This is a genomic window from Mesorhizobium sp. WSM4976, assembly GCF_029625685.1.
Lineage (GTDB): Bacteria > Pseudomonadota > Alphaproteobacteria > Rhizobiales > Rhizobiaceae > Mesorhizobium.
Map to the genome: position 1 here is coordinate 1 of NZ_JARTVT010000036.1, position 14,567 is coordinate 14,567.

A 14,567-nucleotide genomic window follows, 5' to 3' on the forward strand; every position below is an offset into this window, starting at 1 on the left:
CAGATCACGGCGCCGGCGGTGCGGATGGCACCATGCCAGCGCGCGAGCTGATCGCCATACTGCGAGGTCTGCGCCTTGAGGCTTTCGGCGCGCGGTCCCTTGATCTTCTGCGGGAAGAAATAGGCGATGGCGAGATTGATGCCGACGCCGACGGCAGTCGTGACAATAGAGCCGAGAAGGCCGCCGCCGACGGCGGCACCGGCGAGTGGGGCTATGAAGGCCATCAGGCGGCCCTCCGGGCTGCTCGGCGCTCACGCCTATTCATCGGCTTGCCAGTCGGATCGATGCGGCTTCCGACCCTATCGTGGGGCCACCGGCGAAGCGTGACAGTCTCGACGCCTTCGGCCGTCACTGTCGTCAGCTGGCAATGACCGCCGACTGAGAAATGACCCTGGGTCGGCTTGGAGCGGATGAGCTCCATGAGATCCGCGCCCTTGTCGTCGAGGTAAGTCTCGTCGAGGAAGCGCGCGCCGGCGAGGTCATATAGCTCTTTTCCGGTGAGCTCGGCTGCACACCAAACGATGTCTTGGCTCTGAAACTTGAAGGTTCCGAACTCACCGCCAGTGTCGAAGAAATACAGGCTTGGTCCTGCCGTTTCGGAGTAGACGGCGATCGCCAGGTCGCAGTCTTTGACGCCGGCAGCCTTGATGTCCTCGACGTATTCGGGAAGGTGGGTCTCAATGGCATGGTCGACCGAATCCGCCTCGGCCTCGGCGATGATCTCTCGCGCGATGTGCTCGACAATCTTCAGATTGCCGCGACCGGTGACCGCGATCGGCAAGATGCTCGAGGACCATACCTTGCTGACGATGCCGGTCAGCACATGGTCACGGTCATAGCGGGCGCCGTCAGTCAGCAACTGGACGCGGTGCGGATGCTTCACTGCGATAAAGGCGCTCATGTGCGGTGCTTTCTGATTTTGTTGGCGTATCGCTCGACGAAGCCGGCCGCCTCCGGAGTGGCCTTGCCGGTCAGGGACGCGTCGAGTTGCGCCAAAGCGACCGTGCGATCGAGCGAGCGGTTACGCTCGTCCTGCGCTTCCTTGAGCGCGATGATCTTCTGCCGCTGCTGCTCGCGCTGTTGCGCGAAGGGATCGTCGCCGAAACGCTGGCTCATCACCGATTGGTCGCGGCCGGCTTGCTGCTCGCGATCAAAATTGCGGAATGCTCGACGGTTAATATCGTCGATTGCCCCGCTGGTGTTGTGGAGTTGGGCCGCAGCAGCGGTTGCAGCGGCGACAATGCCGAGAATTTTGTCGGCCGTGGTCTGCAGGCCTGGGTTGTTCGCCACCACGTCGGAGATAGATTTTTCGAAGGCATCGAAGTCTGGACGGCCAGCGCGGATCTGCCCGTTGAGAACGCTAATGGCTTCCCCGAACTGGCTGAATTCCGGCTTCACGCCGAACAATGTCTCGCGGCCGCGGCCGACAGTGAACGGCGACCCAAGTTGCTGCTGAACGGAAAGGTCTTCAGCAGTAGCTGATTTCTGGAGGTCGGCTGTGCTGCGCCGCGCGCCCGACTCTGAAGCGATAATCGACTTGTGGTAGAAATCATTGGCCTTCAGGTCGGCATTGCCATAAGCCTCAGCCAGATCATTGACGGCCTTGCGCTGGTCGTCAGTCGCATCTTTAAGCGACTTGATCTGCGGAAGGAGTTTTGAGCCGAACTCGATCGCGACGGCGGCAATTCCGGTAAGGCCGATCGCGAGAAGATTGACCGGCGACAAAAGGCTCTGGAAGGCGGCGGCCAAGCCCTTCACCAGCCCCTTAGCTCCCTGATCGCCCATTTCCATCTGCAGCGCCTGGCCGAGCTGCGTGCCCTGCTGCAAGGCGATCGTGAACGGGCTCTGGCCCATCGCCGCAGTGACGGCGATATCCTGGAACTGGGATGCAGCGTTCAGCGCACCAAAGCGGGCAAGGCCGCCCTGGTTCTGGTTCTGATTGCTCGGATTGAGGTTCCGCTGCTCGGCGAGCTTGGCGTTCAATCTCGTTACGGCAGCCGCGGCTTCCGTCTGCCCGCGAGCCATGAAGATGGCGGCATCGCCCATCACACCGTATTTCCGGGTGATACCCTCAAGGATAGGCAGCGCCTGCTCCATTGAGATTTTGCCGCGCTCGATGCCATTGGCGAGTTGTAGTTGCGCCGACGTGGCGCGCTGTGCGGCCGCATAGCCGTCGACAAATTGCCGGGAAAGCCGGGACATCACATCGCCGGCCTGGCTTATTTTAGTGACCGTCTCGGTGGCAGCCGTTCCCACCTGCCCAATTGCCTGCGCAGCCTGTTGGCCCGATGCAACCATTGACTTGTCAGCGGCTGACTTTTGCGCGGCGCCGGCCGTGTACTGGCTGGCGTCCATCTGCGCCGAAACGCGGAGGGAGCGAATTTCTAAATCAGCCATTGTCCACCTGTGGATTAATCAGCGACTGGAGTTCCGAGGACATTTCGGCGATCAAAGCGTCGCGGCTGGCCTGGCGCTCATAGGGCAGCGCCGCCAATTCGGCGACGAGATCGCGCGACTGCGACTTCTTGCTTGTCACGTTGAGATTTTGGGCATGGCGGATCTGCGCCATCAACTGACCAAGATTGTTATCGAGGATGGTGATCAGCGCGTCGCTCTTCACGAGCGCTTCGGCCATCCTCTCAACAAAATCAGCCAGCTTGAGCGCGTTGGCCGCGATCTCGCCGGGCGTCATGTTCGCGTGTGATGCAGCAAGCAATTCTCTAGCGTTCGTCATGGCATTTCCTCCCTTGCCAGCCCGATTGCGGCGGCCATTTTGTGCGCCTTCAGGGTCTGCGCGTCGAGTTGCCGGGAGGTGGCGAGCGCTAGCGCCTGGTCGCTTCGCCAAGCCGGATTTCGCTTCAGCGAGTCGACCGCGTATCGGTATATCCGCCTGGTATCGGCGATCCTCGAGCGAAGGCTCACCAGATCGCTGATCGGATCGACATCCGCGGCCGAAAGTGGCCTGCCGGCGGCAGATATTTGCTCGCAGATGCGCCTGAAGGCTGCTTTTTCGGCGCGAGAAAGCCATCTCGGCACAGGCAAAACGGCGGGATTCTGCGGTTTGTCAGCCATCAGACCGCCTCACACCTTCGCCCCTGCAAGGTCGGAAATTCGCTGCGCCAGCAAAAAAAACGGCTGGATGAGACCCGGAGTGGTTCCGCCCCCATTTCGGGTTTTCGGTCTAGACCGCCCCCCCATGTCGGTCATCCTTTACCAACAACGCGCAGTGCGTCGCGCCGGTCGGCATGGCTCGCGTTGCTGCGGCCGACGGAGGCGGCGAGCAACCTGAACACCTTGGATGCGAGCTCGTCGACTTGGTGCTCTTTGGCGCCGCCGATTGCCTGAAGCGCCGCGGCGTGTGCGATGCCGTGAAGTCGGCTGAATTCGTCCTCGTCCATCAGCAACGGCATGCCTTTCGACATGTCACTCTCAGCCGCATCGATGGCTTCGACCACCTTCCGGCGAAGCGAGCTTGCCGGGACGCCTGCCTCTGCTGCGATCTGCTCGATGGTCTGGTGGTCGGTCATCGCGTCGCGTCCTTTCCGTCTCGGCCCCGCTTCACTGCCAATCGCCATCCAATCGCGCCTTCGCCGGGCACGATGCCGGAGCCTGCCAGTTCGCAATGCCAGACACTGCCTGCATGAGAGATGAGATCGCCGCGCCTATACTTCTCGTCGGCCTTCCACGAGCCGCGGTATTCGACTGATGGCCGTTCTTCCAATTGCTTCACGCGATCTTCGAGCGCCTTGCAGCGAGCCGAGTACCAGCGAAAGTTTGCCATGACCTCGCCCTGCATAGACGTCACGAAGTCAAACGTGACACGGTCGTCGGGATGGTAGCCGTCCTTACGGAAAAGATCCTTTATCAGCGCTTCCCAGTAGGCCTTGATAGCCAGGTAGGCGCGCGAGAAAGCGTCTTTGTTGGCTGAATTCCCCCTTTCGACACTGGGATAAGCTGGTTCGCCACCGAGAAGGATCTTCTCGTCGATATCCCACGCTCGATGTTCGATTGGCGCCGCTGACTTGGGAGCAACGATGGTCTCCGCCTCGCCAATCTCGATCTTGAACCTCTTGTCGCGAAGCTGATCGATCAGGCCGGCAAGCGTGCTTATCTCGCTGCCCAGACGGTTCTGCATATCGACGTCCTGGTCGAGCGCATGAAGACGCGTGTCGGCATCGAGGGCTGCCTTCTTCTCAGCGACCTGCTGGCCGAGCCCCGCGATCTCGGCATCGATCTTTGCGAGATCAGCGGCACGCTGGTCGACGACGGTAGCCTTGACCGGTTTGACGACGCTCTTGGTCATCGCGCACCCTTCCAGCTTTTCCACACGGAATAGCTGTAGCGATGCTGCTCGGCTTCGCGCTTCCAGCGGGCACGACGTTCAGCTTCGGTCTCGTCGAGATTGACCTTGTGGATTTTTTTCGGCGGCAGCGAGCCTTTCAGTGCCACTTGTCGATGCTTGGTCATTTCGCCACCTCGTGGATGAGACCGTGAGCCAGGCACCATTCGAGCGACTGGCATTCGTCCTTGGTTGCCTCGATTGCCAAGTCAGCCAAATCGGCGCAGGACCTATCCGCGATCGTGTTCAGGTATTCGCTGTCACGCTTGCGCAGGACGCGCATTGCCTCGAGGTGACGGAGCAGCGTCCAGCGGTCTTTAGGGTCGGGATTGTCGGCAGTGAGATGCATCAAATATTCGGTATCGCCGGACGCCACGCGATGGTCGCAAGCCATCGAGATCAATACGCCAGCGCTCATGCACCGCTTGCCGAGAGTGGCGCGTCTCAAGCCTGGGTGCCACCTTATTGCGCGGTAAATCCGCATCGCGGCAGCGAAGTCTCCACCCTGAGTGTCGATCAGCACGTTGATTGCGGGGGATAGGCGAGCCGCATCGAGTTGGTCATGGACGTTCAAGGCCATAGCGTCGTCGACTTCCCCGATTATGCGGATCTCGGCCATCTCGATGACGGACATGTTTGCTCGGTCGCGATCAATTTCGGCCTTGGCTTTGACCTTAGCCATTATCCAGTAGCTCGGCTCGAACGGGTTGCTACGGCGCTCAAGCGCTGCCGGGAGAAATTCCCTGACCTGCTGCTCAAGTGCGGCGAGACGATCGAGGATTTCGGGGTTCATCGACACTCCGGCGAGATGAAATTTCCTAGTGCGCCCGACTCTAACTCATGGCGGCTAGCCGTAACCGCCGGTGGCGTTACGCATATTTGCGGGCGAGCTCCTGGCACATGCGGGCGAAGGCCTCGCGGACCTTTGCCGGGTCATGCTCGTCCCGCATGTCGAGCTCGCCAATCTCGATGAGCGCGTCGCGCATTTGTCGATCGATGACGACATTGGCGCGGATGGCCTCGAGCCGGCCGACTTCCTGTCGATGCGAGTTCACCCTGCAGCCAGCCGAGCAGAAACGCGCATCCGATCGCTTGCTGCCGAGGCTGTTGCCACAGCGCTGGCATGTTCGTGCCGTCAGCATGGCAACCATCCAGCGATGGCGATGACGATGACGGCGAGCATGGCGATGTGCGGGATCATGTGCCCCTCGTCGCTGATAGGTAGGAGCTGGCTGTAGGTTGTTGGTCTCTCTCTTCAGAGCCTAGATTCTTCAGGTGTTTACTTAAGGTGTTTACCGGCATGTAGTTGCCGCTCACGACCGGCATCCTATTGCCGCTCACAGCAGTTTGACCGGCATGTAGTTGCCGCTCACGGCGAGGTTTCGAACGGGTGACCCGCTCTTCTTTCCGCGCCTCATTGAGCATGATCTGGCGATCGAGAATCGCATTCATGTGCTTGGTCTCGAACTGGTAGAAATTCGCTATCCGGCGGTTGGGGCGACTGCTCTTGAGCCATCCTTTTCCGACCAACTCCTTGATGCAGAATCGGACGGTCCGCTCCTTCATGCCGATCTGACTTGCCAGGCGATCTTGCGATGGGAAGATCGCACCGGTTTCAGCGTTCGCGTGTTGCATCAGGCGAAAGGCGACACGGAACTCGCTCGCGGTGACGCGCGGGTCCATGCTGATCGCGTCGAGCAGCTCGAACTTCTGACTGGCAAATGTGCGGTTCGAACCGTCAGGCTTGGCCACCGGCGCCACCGCTTGCGTTCGTTTCGCATGCGGAATAATCTACCAGGATCGAGAGCACGCCCCGCACTCTGATAGCACCGGAGACCCGGCCGTCCGCAACACGGTCGGGTTTTCGCTTCTCAGGTCCGCCCATCAGTGTGCCCTCGACATTCTGAGATTGTGGATGCGAAGCACCTCACAGGCGTCCTTGGCTGACAGGCCGATCGCCTTAAGCGCCGGAACGGCCGGCCCGCGCTGGGAGCGCGGCACCTCTGCCAGATAGCGAAGACCGCGCTCGACGGCATCGCTTTCGAGATGATCTTCGGTTTCGGGGCGGGCGGCCATCATGCGGCCTCCGACCGGCGCGCGGCGATGCGTTCGCGGATCCATGCGTCGACCTCGGACTTGACGAAGGCTATGCGCTTGTCGCCGAGCGGGACCGGCTGCGGAAACTTACCGGCGGCCCGTTTTTCGTTGATGCTGGTGCGGGAAAGAGAGGTAAGCCTAGCGGCTTCCTTGATAGAAATAAGAGCAGCTTCGCCGTCCATTCTAGACCACCTTTCGCTTATGCGGCGAGGTGGGCTTTATGGTCGCCACCGTCGTCGCTGTTGACGTTGATGGCTGTCTAATTTGCACACGCGACGAGGCGGCGCATCAAGTCATTCTGAAAAACTACGGGCCGTTCTGAGCGGTCTTTTTCAAGAGTGGAAGAACCGGCTTCACTATCTCGACGACGTTGCTGGAGTTTTCACCTGCCGCTTGCAGAACGATCCCCAAAACCTGGCAGAGCGCACCATTCGGTCGCTTATCTATCGCAAGGCCCGCGTCGGCGATCATGCTGCCTATGTTAAATGCGAGACGATGCCGCGGGTTTTTCTGGTGACCTTCCGGAAGGTGTTTGCGCGCCAACGGCAACAGAGCATTCAGAGCGATAAGCCGATAGTAGGTGTCTCGCAGGATATCGATATGCGTTCCAGTCGGGTCCGACTGCTCGACCATTCGGCCCAGGTTGGTTCTGTCCAGCCAATTTATTTCATCGGCGAGCTTTTTTACCATCTGCTGTAGCTGGGTATAGCGTTTCTCGATCTTCGCTGCTTCCGGCTGAGCGTCAAATGCCGGTCGCCAAAGCTGATACGTTATGAATTCGCTTTCGATCCGATCGAGCGGCAAAGCCGGCCATCGGCGCTCTATCTGATGCCTGACACTATCTGGTAACGACGCCACGAAGCCGGCTGCCGGCTCGACGAGAAACTGCCTGGCCATCAACGTTTTCCCGCTAGGGCGAGGACGTTCTCACCACCCTTTACGGTCGACACGTAGGCCGACCAGGCGTCCATGAGCTTCCGGCGCTTCGCCAGTGCTGAACCGCGGCGATAGGCCTGTTCTGTCTCGTCGCCGACCTTATGCGCCAGCGCCATCTCGGCGACGTCACGCGGGAAGTTGGTCGCGTCGCCGGCCCAATCGCGGAAGCTCGACCGAAAGCCGTGAACTGTGAGGTCGCCTTTCTTCATCCGGCGCATGACGGCGGTCATCGCCATGTTGGAGAGCGGCCGCTTTGGGGCGACGCCCGGGAAGACGTAATTCGATAGCCGCTTGGCCTGGAGGCCCTGCAGGACACCGAGGGCGCGGTCCGAAAGCGGGACGATATGTTCGCGAGCCATCTTCATTCGCTCGGCCGGGATCGTCCACAGGGCTTTGTCTAAGTCGAATTCGGACCATTCCGCGTTCAGCACCTCGCCCGATCGGGTGGCCGTCAGGATGCAAAGTTCGAGCGCTCGGGCGCCAAATCCATCGACGCCAACAAGCTCAACCATGAAGGCGGGGACGTCGGCGTAGGGCATTGCCGCGTGATGGCCCTTGGCGAGCTTCTGGCGAGCCGGGAGGATATGATCGAGGTGACCTTTCCACCGGGCCGGATTCTCGCCCGATCGCAGCCCTACGGCCTTGGCGTAGTCGAGCACCTTCTCAATGCGGCCTCTCAGCCTCGAGGCGGTTTCCTGCTTCTCTGTCCAAAGAGGGCGAAGCACGCGAACGACGTCGTCGGTGGTGACATCGCCGACCGGGATCTTGCGCAATGGCTGCGCATATTCGGTGAGGGTCATCTTCCACTGCGCTGCGTGCTTCTCATTGCGAAAGGTGTTCTCTTTCGAGATCAGCAGCTCGTCCGCGCACTCTCCGAAGGTCCGCAGCTTCACCATGCGCCGCCGGTGCGCCATGTCCTTCCGAGGGTCGCCGCCGTTCTTGACGATCTCCCGCGCCTCGTCCGCGCGGCGCCGAGCATCGGCCAAGCTGATCTTGCCAGAGACATTGCCGTAGGACCCGAGCCCAACCTCGCGCCGGATGCCTTGCCGAATGAAGATGAAGACCCAGCTGCGCGTGCCGGTCTTGTTGACATAGAGCCACAGGCCATCGCCATCGCCATGTCGGCCAGCGGGCAGCCCCTTTATCTGGGTATCGCGCAGTTTATGCCGGGCCATTTTTCCTAATGGCTTTCCTAACCGAAGCCCTTGCCAACAAAGTTAATAGCGGGCAATATGGTCATGGGAATACGCTTGGAAATTAGGAAAAGCAAGCTCTCGCCTGACAGTAAAGTCAGCAATTTCAACGCTCTGGCGGTCTCCCTCTCCGCCATCCTGCCTCGCGCTTGCGCGCTTCGCAGGACAAGTCCGGCGAATTCTTCTCAACGCGAAGCAGGATGCCTCCGAAGCTTGAGCCAATAGGGCCAAGATCGCCCGACTTAATGCTTTGTTGGTCGGAACCAACGCGTTTCAATCGGTCCATAGCGCGGTCGTGAAGCAGCACACATACGCGTGACAGAAATCTGGCCATCGTTGATAATGGTACGATCTCAGGAGATCATCCTGCGGAGGGTCGTTCGACATGGGCGCTGGGCGGAATCCAATGATGTCCGGTCGCTTTTCGGATCGGCTGCTGACCGCGCGAACCATCGCGGCTGCTCTGGGAATTGCGTTTTCCGTCTAACCGTCGCACGCAGCACAGCATCGTCTGCCGAGCGGTTACAAATGGGGCCGCTGCCTGCTTGTCGTTCACGGCGAGACCCGCATCTCCGGAAAATGCTCCTACCAGATCGAGCAGGGCGGCGATTTCAACATCCAGGGCCCCAACCAGGTTTTCGCCGGTATCGACTATCCTGACACGCATAGCGGCGCTGGTGAGATGTCGAAGGATTACTGGGCCGTCGTTTACAAGGACGGAGATTCCTGGGCAGGCTATGCCAACGGGAATATTCGCGACACGCATGGCGAGGCAGGCGATTGGGGAGAGCTTCGCCGTGAAGGCGCCTGCTATGTCGGGAAGGACGTCAAGGTCTGCCTTTGGCGTTAGCCAGCCCCCGGGCAAGCCTAACCCAGCAACGTCACACGTTCGATGAAGCGCCCTTGCCGGCGTGATGTTCCCGAATCGCTTGAAGCCGGTGGCTAAATTCCTCGCTGCTGCCCTCTCTTTCGGCAAGCACCGACAGATCGGAAAGCAGCGCCGCCGCCTTGTCATAGCCGGCTGGATTGCATCGCACGATCTCGGTCTCGACCTCTCCCCAGACGTTTTCGCCCCGCTGACGAAGGGCCTCGAGCCGGACGTCGCGGGCCTTCTCAGCTGCTTCCGCCACCAATCGCTGCTGCGCTTCCGCCGCCTCGGCCTCGGCGCGCTTGCGGGCAAGGCGAATTTCTTCGGCCCGTGCCTGCAGATCCGCAGCCGTGCGCAAAGCGCCAGGCGAGATTGTCGTTTCGGGTTCCAGACGCGCCCGTATCGTGGCTCGCAACTCGGCGGGTAGGTTGGGGTCGCCATTGAAGACACGCATGAGCAGACCGGTCTTCTCCGCATCATTCATCGCCGCGACGACCCGCCGGGCCGTTTCCGGCGCCGGGCCTGCGGGCGTCGTTGCCGCGCTTCGCTCGGCCGCCGCCTGGACGAGATCATGATCGATGCCGAAGAATTCGGCAAAGGCTTCAAGGGCCTCGGTCAGCGGCCCGATTCCCGGCATCGCTCTCAGGATTGACACAAGGCACGGCTAAGCGACTGATAGCACGCCGCCGGAAAGGCGCTCCATCGAGGGGAGTGATGAAAAAAGAAGATTTGGAAAAGCTGCTCTCCAACGATAGCGGCGACTTCGAGCTGTATCCGATAGACCGCTATCTCCATGCCGTGGCCACCGAACGGCAGGTGCCGGATCTCGCAATCGCGGTCTGCACCATCCGGATAGAAGAGTCCGCGCCGGCATTGCTGTCGGTCCTTGAAAAAGCAGCCGAGGGAAACGCTCTTTCTGACAACGAAGATATGCTTCTCTTCAGGGGCCTCTATATCTTGGGCGGCGCACGGGAAAGCGCGGCTTATCGACCCCTGTTGCATCTGCTGCGCCGCCCGGCCGCCGAGGTAGACCACTTTCTCGGCGACGCCGTCACGGAAGGCCTGTCGCGCATTGTCGCCGGTGTCTTCGACGGGGATGCCGATGCTTTGTTCAACGCGATCGGCGACCCGGGTGTCGATGAATTTGCCCGCGAAGCGCTGTTCGGAGCAGCGACATTCCTCACTTGGGACGGCCGCATCGAGCACGGTCGGATGCGGCTCTTCATCGAGCGGTTCCATGTCGACAAAATGGCCGACGACGAGAACCAGGTCTGGATAGGTTGGCTCGAGTCGATCGCGTATTTGGGCTGGCGCGATCTGGCGCCGCTCGTCTACAGCGCATGGGACGAAGGCCGCATCCCATGGGGCGTGATGGAACGTCGTGATTTCGAGGAGGATCTTCGCGCTGCGGAGCAGGCGCCACAGGATGCCGAACGGTTCGAGCGTGCCAATCTCGGCTATATTGAGGATGTGCTCGTAGCGCTGGACTGGACCCGTGGCCTTGAACCGGAGGACGACCTCGATGACGACGATTGGCAGTCGCGCTGGCCAGATCGAGGCTGGGCACCTATCGAGCCAGCGACCAACCCTTTCCGCAATGTTGGACGCAATGATCCGTGCCCCTGCGGGAGCGGCAAGAAATTCAAGAAATGCTGCCTTGAGGCCTAAAGGTTTCTTTTCGGTTTCGCTCCATGCGCTTTAGGGTTTTGATTTTACGCATGTCTTTATCCCGAAACCGGTTCCCACTTCGGGAGACATGCTTTAACGGCCAGCCTTTTCAGACCCCCGATTGATGCGCCGCGATCGCATCCAGGAAAACCTCCCCGAACTCCTTGAGTTTGGCGGCGCCCACGCCGTTCACCTCGGCGAAATCGTCGAGGTCGCGCGGGCGGCGCTCGGCCATGTCGATCAGCGTGCGGTCGGAGAAAACCACGTAGGCCGGCACTTGCCGTTCCTTGGCGAGCCGCAGCCGCAGCGTCTTGAGCGTCCCCAGAAGCGACGCATCGACGCCCTCGCCATCCGTGGCGGCGCCTTGCGCGGCGCGCTTCCTGCCGCGCGCGAGACGATCCCTGCCCTCGACACGATACTCGAAGGCGATCTCGCCACGCCCGAGCGCGCGGCCGCTTTCCGGGATGACGAGACCACCATGGCCGTCGGGATCCGGCGCCAGGAAGCCGCCGGCGACCAGCTGCCGGATCAGCGACAACCAGACCGTCTTTCTGTGCATGATGCCGGTCCTGAAGCTGGCGAGCTTCTGATGGCCTCTCGCCAGCACCTTCTCGGTCTCGTGGCCGAGCAGGATGTCGATGACATGGGCGGCGCCGAAGCGCTCGCCGCTCTGCGCCACCGCCGCAAGGATGATGCGCGCTTCCGCTGAGCCATCGGCGCGAGGCGCCTGGTCGAGGCAGTTGTCGCAATTGCCGCAGGCGGGCGCCTCCTCGCCGAAATAGCCGAGCAGCACCCGGCGCCGGCATTGCGCCGTCTCGCAATAGCCGATCAGCGTGTCGAGCCGGCGATGCGCCCGTCTCTTGTGTTCGGGAGAGGTATCCTCTTCGTCGATGAACATGCGGCGTGTCCGGATATCGCCGGCGCCGTAGAGCATGTGCGCTTCCGCCGGCCGGCCGTCGCGCCCGGCGCGGCCGATCTCCTGGTAATAGGCCTCCAGGCTACCCGGCAGATCGGTGTGGAAGACATAGGCGACGTCGGGCTTGTCGATGCCCATGCCGAAAGCGATTGTCGCCACCATGACGACGCCCGACAGGCTCATGAAGGCGTTCTGGTTCGCTTCCCGCGCCTCCTTGCTCATGCCGGCATGGTAGGCGAGCGCGCGCACGCCGTTCTTCTCCAGGAAGGCCGCCATTTCCTCGGTCTTGCGCCGCGACAGGCAGTAGATGATGCCGCTCTTGCCCTGGTGCCGCTCGACGAAGCGCAGCAGCTGCCGCTTGCTGTCTTGCTTGGTCTCGATGGCCAGCTTGATGTTGGGCCGGTCGAAACCCAGCACCAGGGTTTCGGCGCGCCCCGCAAACAGCCGCGCCTCGATATCACCGCGCGTGGCCTCGTCGGCGGTCGCCGTCAGCGCGATGATCGGCACCTGCGGAAACACGCCACGCAGTTGCGACAGGTCCTCATATTCGCGGCGGAAGGTCGGGCCCCATTGCGAGATGCAATGCGCCTCGTCGATGGCGATCAGGCTGACATCGAGCCGTGACAGCGCATCCAGCATCCGCTCCGTCATCAGCCGCTCCGGCGCCAGATAGAGCAGCCGTGTCTGCCCCGACGCCACGCGGCGCCAGGCCGCCACATTGGCCTCGCGGTCGAGCGAGGAATTGATCGTGTCGGCGGCGACACCGGCAAGGCGCAAGGCGGCGACCTGATCCTGCATCAGCGCCACCAGCGGCGATACCACGATAGTGAGCCCGCCCTTGACCAGCGCCGGAACCTGATAGCAGAGCGACTTGCCTGCGCCGGTGGGCATGACCGCCAGCACATGGCGCCCCGCCAGCAGCGCCTCGATCACGGCCGCCTGGCCGGGACGGAAATCGTCATAGCCGAACACGTCCTTCAGGACGCGACGCTTGGGATCCTCGGCCCGGATGCTCGCGGCCTGTGCCGGCATCAGGCTGACACCGGACAGCAGGTCGTTTGGGGGAAGGTGCGAAGAGCAGACAAGTGATTCACCACGTGATGCCTTGGAGTAGCGCAGCCCTCATCCGGTCACAACCGCGCTTTGCAGGTCACCCTGTGATCTCGTGCCAAATGCGGGCATCGAAAAGCCATCACTGGCACACTGGCTGGAGAGCCCCGGCTGCTATGGTTCGATGCATCCATCACCGGCAGCGCCCGCGACAGGAGCCTTCGCATGATCGACCCCGCCACGCTCATCACCTACATCGCGGTCGTCTTCGGCTTCGTCTTCATTCCGGGACCGGCGACGCTGCTCACCGTGGCGCGCGCGACGAGCTCGGGCACGAAGGTAGGCATCGCCACCGGCGCCGGTGTCGCGGCGGGCGATGTCATCCACACCATCATGGCCATCGTCGGCATCTCGGCCATCATCGCCGCCTCGGCGATGCTGTTCAGCATCATCAAATATATTGGCGCGGCCTATCTGGTTTATCTCGGCATCCGCGCCATTCTCGAAAAGGCGCCGGCCGACCTCGCGGGCAGGACGCTACCGATCTCGGCGGGAAAAGCCTTCCGGCAGGCGATCTTGACCGAAGTGCTCAACCCGAAGACCGCTCTGTTCTTCCTCGCCTTCCTGCCGCAATTCATCCACCCGCAAAGCGGTTTCGTGGTGCTGCAGCTGATGCTGCTCGGCATCATCTTTGTCTTGCTGGGTCTCTTCAGCACCGTCGTCTTCGCCGTCAGCGCAGGCGGCTTGGGTTCCTTCCTGCGCCGCAATCCGGCGGTGCTGAGATGGCAGGGCAAGGTGGTCGGCGGCATCTATTGCGCGCTCGGCATACGGCTCGCGCTGCAGCAGCGCTGAGTTTTTTCCAACCTGCCGCCAGTCAGTCGCCGTTAAACCTATCTTCACCATGCTGCGGCACAGTTGCTGTCCTGCGGCGATGTTTGAGTACCGCGGCGGCGCAATCAGCGCCCAGGCAACAGGCCCGCGCCCACGGCGCGGGCTTTTCCTTGGAGGGGCGGATGCTCAGCCGAGGAAATCGGCCCTGCAGGGCGCAAAGCTGTCGACCAGGCGCCCGGCCTCCAGCGCCTTGACGCCATGCACGAGATTGGAAGGCACGATGAAGCTGCTTCCAGTCTCGAGAATCTCCGAACGGCCGTCGATGGTGACCTCGAAGCGGCCCTCGGCGACATAGCTTGCCTGGACATGCGGATGCGAATGCAGGAGGCCCACGCCGCCCTTTTCGAAGGCAAATTCGACCATCATCAGTTCGTCGGTGTGCACCAGCACGCGCCGTCTGTTGCCATCCGGCGTGGGCTCCCAGGCTTTTGTGCATGCGTGGGCAAAGATATCGGTCATCGTCCAATTTCCATTCGAAGTTGGCAGGGAAAACCGCTGCGGATCGGCGCGACCACCGTCTCCGGCCGGTTCGGCTCGGCCCCAAGCTCCGTGGCGCTATCAGCCAATTTGCACTCCCTGGGCAAACGTCGCCGCCGGCAATTCGGATTG

Annotated in this window: 22 protein-coding genes; 3 read left to right on the top strand and 19 right to left on the bottom strand. The window is 61.6% G+C overall.

Annotated features, from left to right (window positions below; genetic code table 11):
* The 16 genes from P9272_RS31370 to P9272_RS31445 form a co-directional block, all read right to left on the bottom strand.
* Positions 1 to 224 (bottom strand): hypothetical protein (locus P9272_RS31370; protein ID WP_278163882.1); only part of this gene is annotated, 224 nt, incomplete at its 3' end.
* Positions 224 to 901: a hypothetical protein gene (locus tag P9272_RS31375; RefSeq protein WP_278163884.1), complete on the bottom strand. Its 678-nt coding sequence runs from the start codon at positions 899 to 901 to the stop codon at positions 224 to 226. The genes P9272_RS31370 and P9272_RS31375, both read right to left, overlap by 1 nt.
* Positions 898 to 2,397: a phage tail length tape measure family protein gene (locus P9272_RS31380; RefSeq protein ID WP_278163886.1), complete on the bottom strand. Its 1,500-nt coding sequence runs from the start codon at positions 2,395 to 2,397 to the stop codon at positions 898 to 900. The genes P9272_RS31375 and P9272_RS31380 overlap by 4 nt, the downstream gene beginning before the upstream one ends.
* Positions 2,390 to 2,692 carry a hypothetical protein gene (locus tag P9272_RS31385; RefSeq protein WP_278163888.1) on the bottom strand — a complete coding sequence of 101 codons (303 nt, stop codon included), beginning with the start codon at positions 2,690 to 2,692 and terminating at the stop codon, positions 2,390 to 2,392. The genes P9272_RS31380 and P9272_RS31385 overlap by 8 nt, the downstream gene beginning before the upstream one ends.
* Positions 2,693 to 2,730: 38 nt before the next feature.
* Positions 2,731 to 3,072: a hypothetical protein gene (locus P9272_RS31390; RefSeq protein ID WP_278163890.1), complete on the bottom strand. Its 342-nt coding sequence runs from the start codon at positions 3,070 to 3,072 to the stop codon at positions 2,731 to 2,733.
* Between the two features lie 131 nt (positions 3,073 to 3,203).
* Positions 3,204 to 3,527, bottom strand: coding sequence for a hypothetical protein (locus P9272_RS31395; RefSeq protein ID WP_278163893.1), 324 nt, complete (start codon positions 3,525 to 3,527; stop codon positions 3,204 to 3,206).
* A complete protein-coding gene (locus tag P9272_RS31400; RefSeq protein WP_278163895.1) occupies positions 3,524 to 4,303 on the bottom strand; it encodes a hypothetical protein in 780 nt (259 codons plus the stop codon). Before P9272_RS31400 ends, P9272_RS31395 begins: the two co-directional genes overlap by 4 nt.
* Positions 4,300 to 4,467: a hypothetical protein gene (locus P9272_RS31405; RefSeq protein ID WP_176476896.1), complete on the bottom strand. Its 168-nt coding sequence runs from the start codon at positions 4,465 to 4,467 to the stop codon at positions 4,300 to 4,302. The genes P9272_RS31400 and P9272_RS31405 overlap by 4 nt, the downstream gene beginning before the upstream one ends.
* Positions 4,464 to 5,132, bottom strand: coding sequence for an ATP-dependent Clp protease proteolytic subunit (locus tag P9272_RS31410; RefSeq protein ID WP_278163896.1), 669 nt, complete (start codon positions 5,130 to 5,132; stop codon positions 4,464 to 4,466). The genes P9272_RS31405 and P9272_RS31410 overlap by 4 nt, the downstream gene beginning before the upstream one ends.
* Positions 5,133 to 5,208: 76 nt before the next feature.
* Complete coding sequence (locus P9272_RS31415; protein ID WP_278163897.1) at positions 5,209 to 5,481, bottom strand: hypothetical protein; 273 nt, start codon at positions 5,479 to 5,481, stop codon at positions 5,209 to 5,211.
* A 55-nt stretch (positions 5,482 to 5,536) separates the two neighbouring features.
* The gene (locus P9272_RS31420; RefSeq protein ID WP_278163899.1) at positions 5,537 to 6,091 is read right to left on the bottom strand and encodes a helix-turn-helix domain-containing protein; all 555 of its coding nucleotides are present in this window, start codon (positions 6,089 to 6,091) and stop codon (positions 5,537 to 5,539) included.
* Positions 6,092 to 6,223: 132 nt separating this feature from the next.
* On the bottom strand, positions 6,224 to 6,418 hold the full coding sequence (locus P9272_RS31425) for a hypothetical protein (protein WP_278163901.1): 195 nt from the start codon (positions 6,416 to 6,418) through the stop codon (positions 6,224 to 6,226).
* Positions 6,415 to 6,618 carry an AlpA family phage regulatory protein gene (locus tag P9272_RS31430; RefSeq protein WP_278163903.1) on the bottom strand — a complete coding sequence of 68 codons (204 nt, stop codon included), beginning with the start codon at positions 6,616 to 6,618 and terminating at the stop codon, positions 6,415 to 6,417. The genes P9272_RS31425 and P9272_RS31430 overlap by 4 nt, the downstream gene beginning before the upstream one ends.
* 124 nt (positions 6,619 to 6,742) lie before the next feature.
* The gene (locus P9272_RS31435) at positions 6,743 to 7,333 is read right to left on the bottom strand and encodes a hypothetical protein (protein WP_278163905.1); all 591 of its coding nucleotides are present in this window, start codon (positions 7,331 to 7,333) and stop codon (positions 6,743 to 6,745) included.
* Positions 7,333 to 8,547 carry a site-specific integrase gene (locus P9272_RS31440; protein WP_278163907.1) on the bottom strand — a complete coding sequence of 405 codons (1,215 nt, stop codon included), beginning with the start codon at positions 8,545 to 8,547 and terminating at the stop codon, positions 7,333 to 7,335. Before P9272_RS31440 ends, P9272_RS31435 begins: the two co-directional genes overlap by 1 nt.
* A 379-nt stretch (positions 8,548 to 8,926) precedes the next feature.
* Positions 8,927 to 9,232: a hypothetical protein gene (locus P9272_RS31445; protein ID WP_278163909.1), complete on the bottom strand. Its 306-nt coding sequence runs from the start codon at positions 9,230 to 9,232 to the stop codon at positions 8,927 to 8,929.
* A 15-nt stretch (positions 9,233 to 9,247) separates the two neighbouring features.
* On the opposite strand from P9272_RS31445, the gene P9272_RS31450 reads away from it, so the two are divergent.
* Positions 9,248 to 9,415 (top strand): hypothetical protein, encoded by a 168-nt coding sequence (locus tag P9272_RS31450; RefSeq protein WP_278163911.1) that lies wholly within the window; start codon positions 9,248 to 9,250, stop codon positions 9,413 to 9,415.
* A 31-nt stretch (positions 9,416 to 9,446) separates the two neighbouring features.
* On the opposite strand, the gene P9272_RS31455 is transcribed toward P9272_RS31450, so the two are convergent.
* A complete protein-coding gene (locus P9272_RS31455) occupies positions 9,447 to 10,070 on the bottom strand; it encodes a hypothetical protein (protein WP_278163913.1) in 624 nt (207 codons plus the stop codon).
* Positions 10,071 to 10,147: 77 nt separating this feature from the next.
* Between P9272_RS31455 and P9272_RS31460 the strand changes: the two genes are divergently transcribed.
* The gene (locus P9272_RS31460) at positions 10,148 to 11,101 is read left to right on the top strand and encodes a DUF1186 domain-containing protein (protein ID WP_278163915.1); all 954 of its coding nucleotides are present in this window, start codon (positions 10,148 to 10,150) and stop codon (positions 11,099 to 11,101) included.
* Between the two features lie 109 nt (positions 11,102 to 11,210).
* On the opposite strand, the gene recQ is transcribed toward P9272_RS31460, so the two are convergent.
* Positions 11,211 to 13,049 carry a DNA helicase RecQ gene (gene recQ / locus P9272_RS31465; RefSeq protein ID WP_278163917.1) on the bottom strand — a complete coding sequence of 613 codons (1,839 nt, stop codon included), beginning with the start codon at positions 13,047 to 13,049 and terminating at the stop codon, positions 11,211 to 11,213.
* Between the two features lie 243 nt (positions 13,050 to 13,292).
* Between recQ and P9272_RS31470 the strand changes: the two genes are divergently transcribed.
* Complete coding sequence (locus tag P9272_RS31470) at positions 13,293 to 13,919, top strand: LysE family translocator (RefSeq protein ID WP_278163918.1); 627 nt, start codon at positions 13,293 to 13,295, stop codon at positions 13,917 to 13,919.
* Between the two features lie 165 nt (positions 13,920 to 14,084).
* On the opposite strand, the gene P9272_RS31475 is transcribed toward P9272_RS31470, so the two are convergent.
* A complete protein-coding gene (locus tag P9272_RS31475) occupies positions 14,085 to 14,417 on the bottom strand; it encodes a cupin domain-containing protein (RefSeq protein WP_278163920.1) in 333 nt (110 codons plus the stop codon).
* Between the last annotated feature and the right edge of the window lie 150 nt (positions 14,418 to 14,567).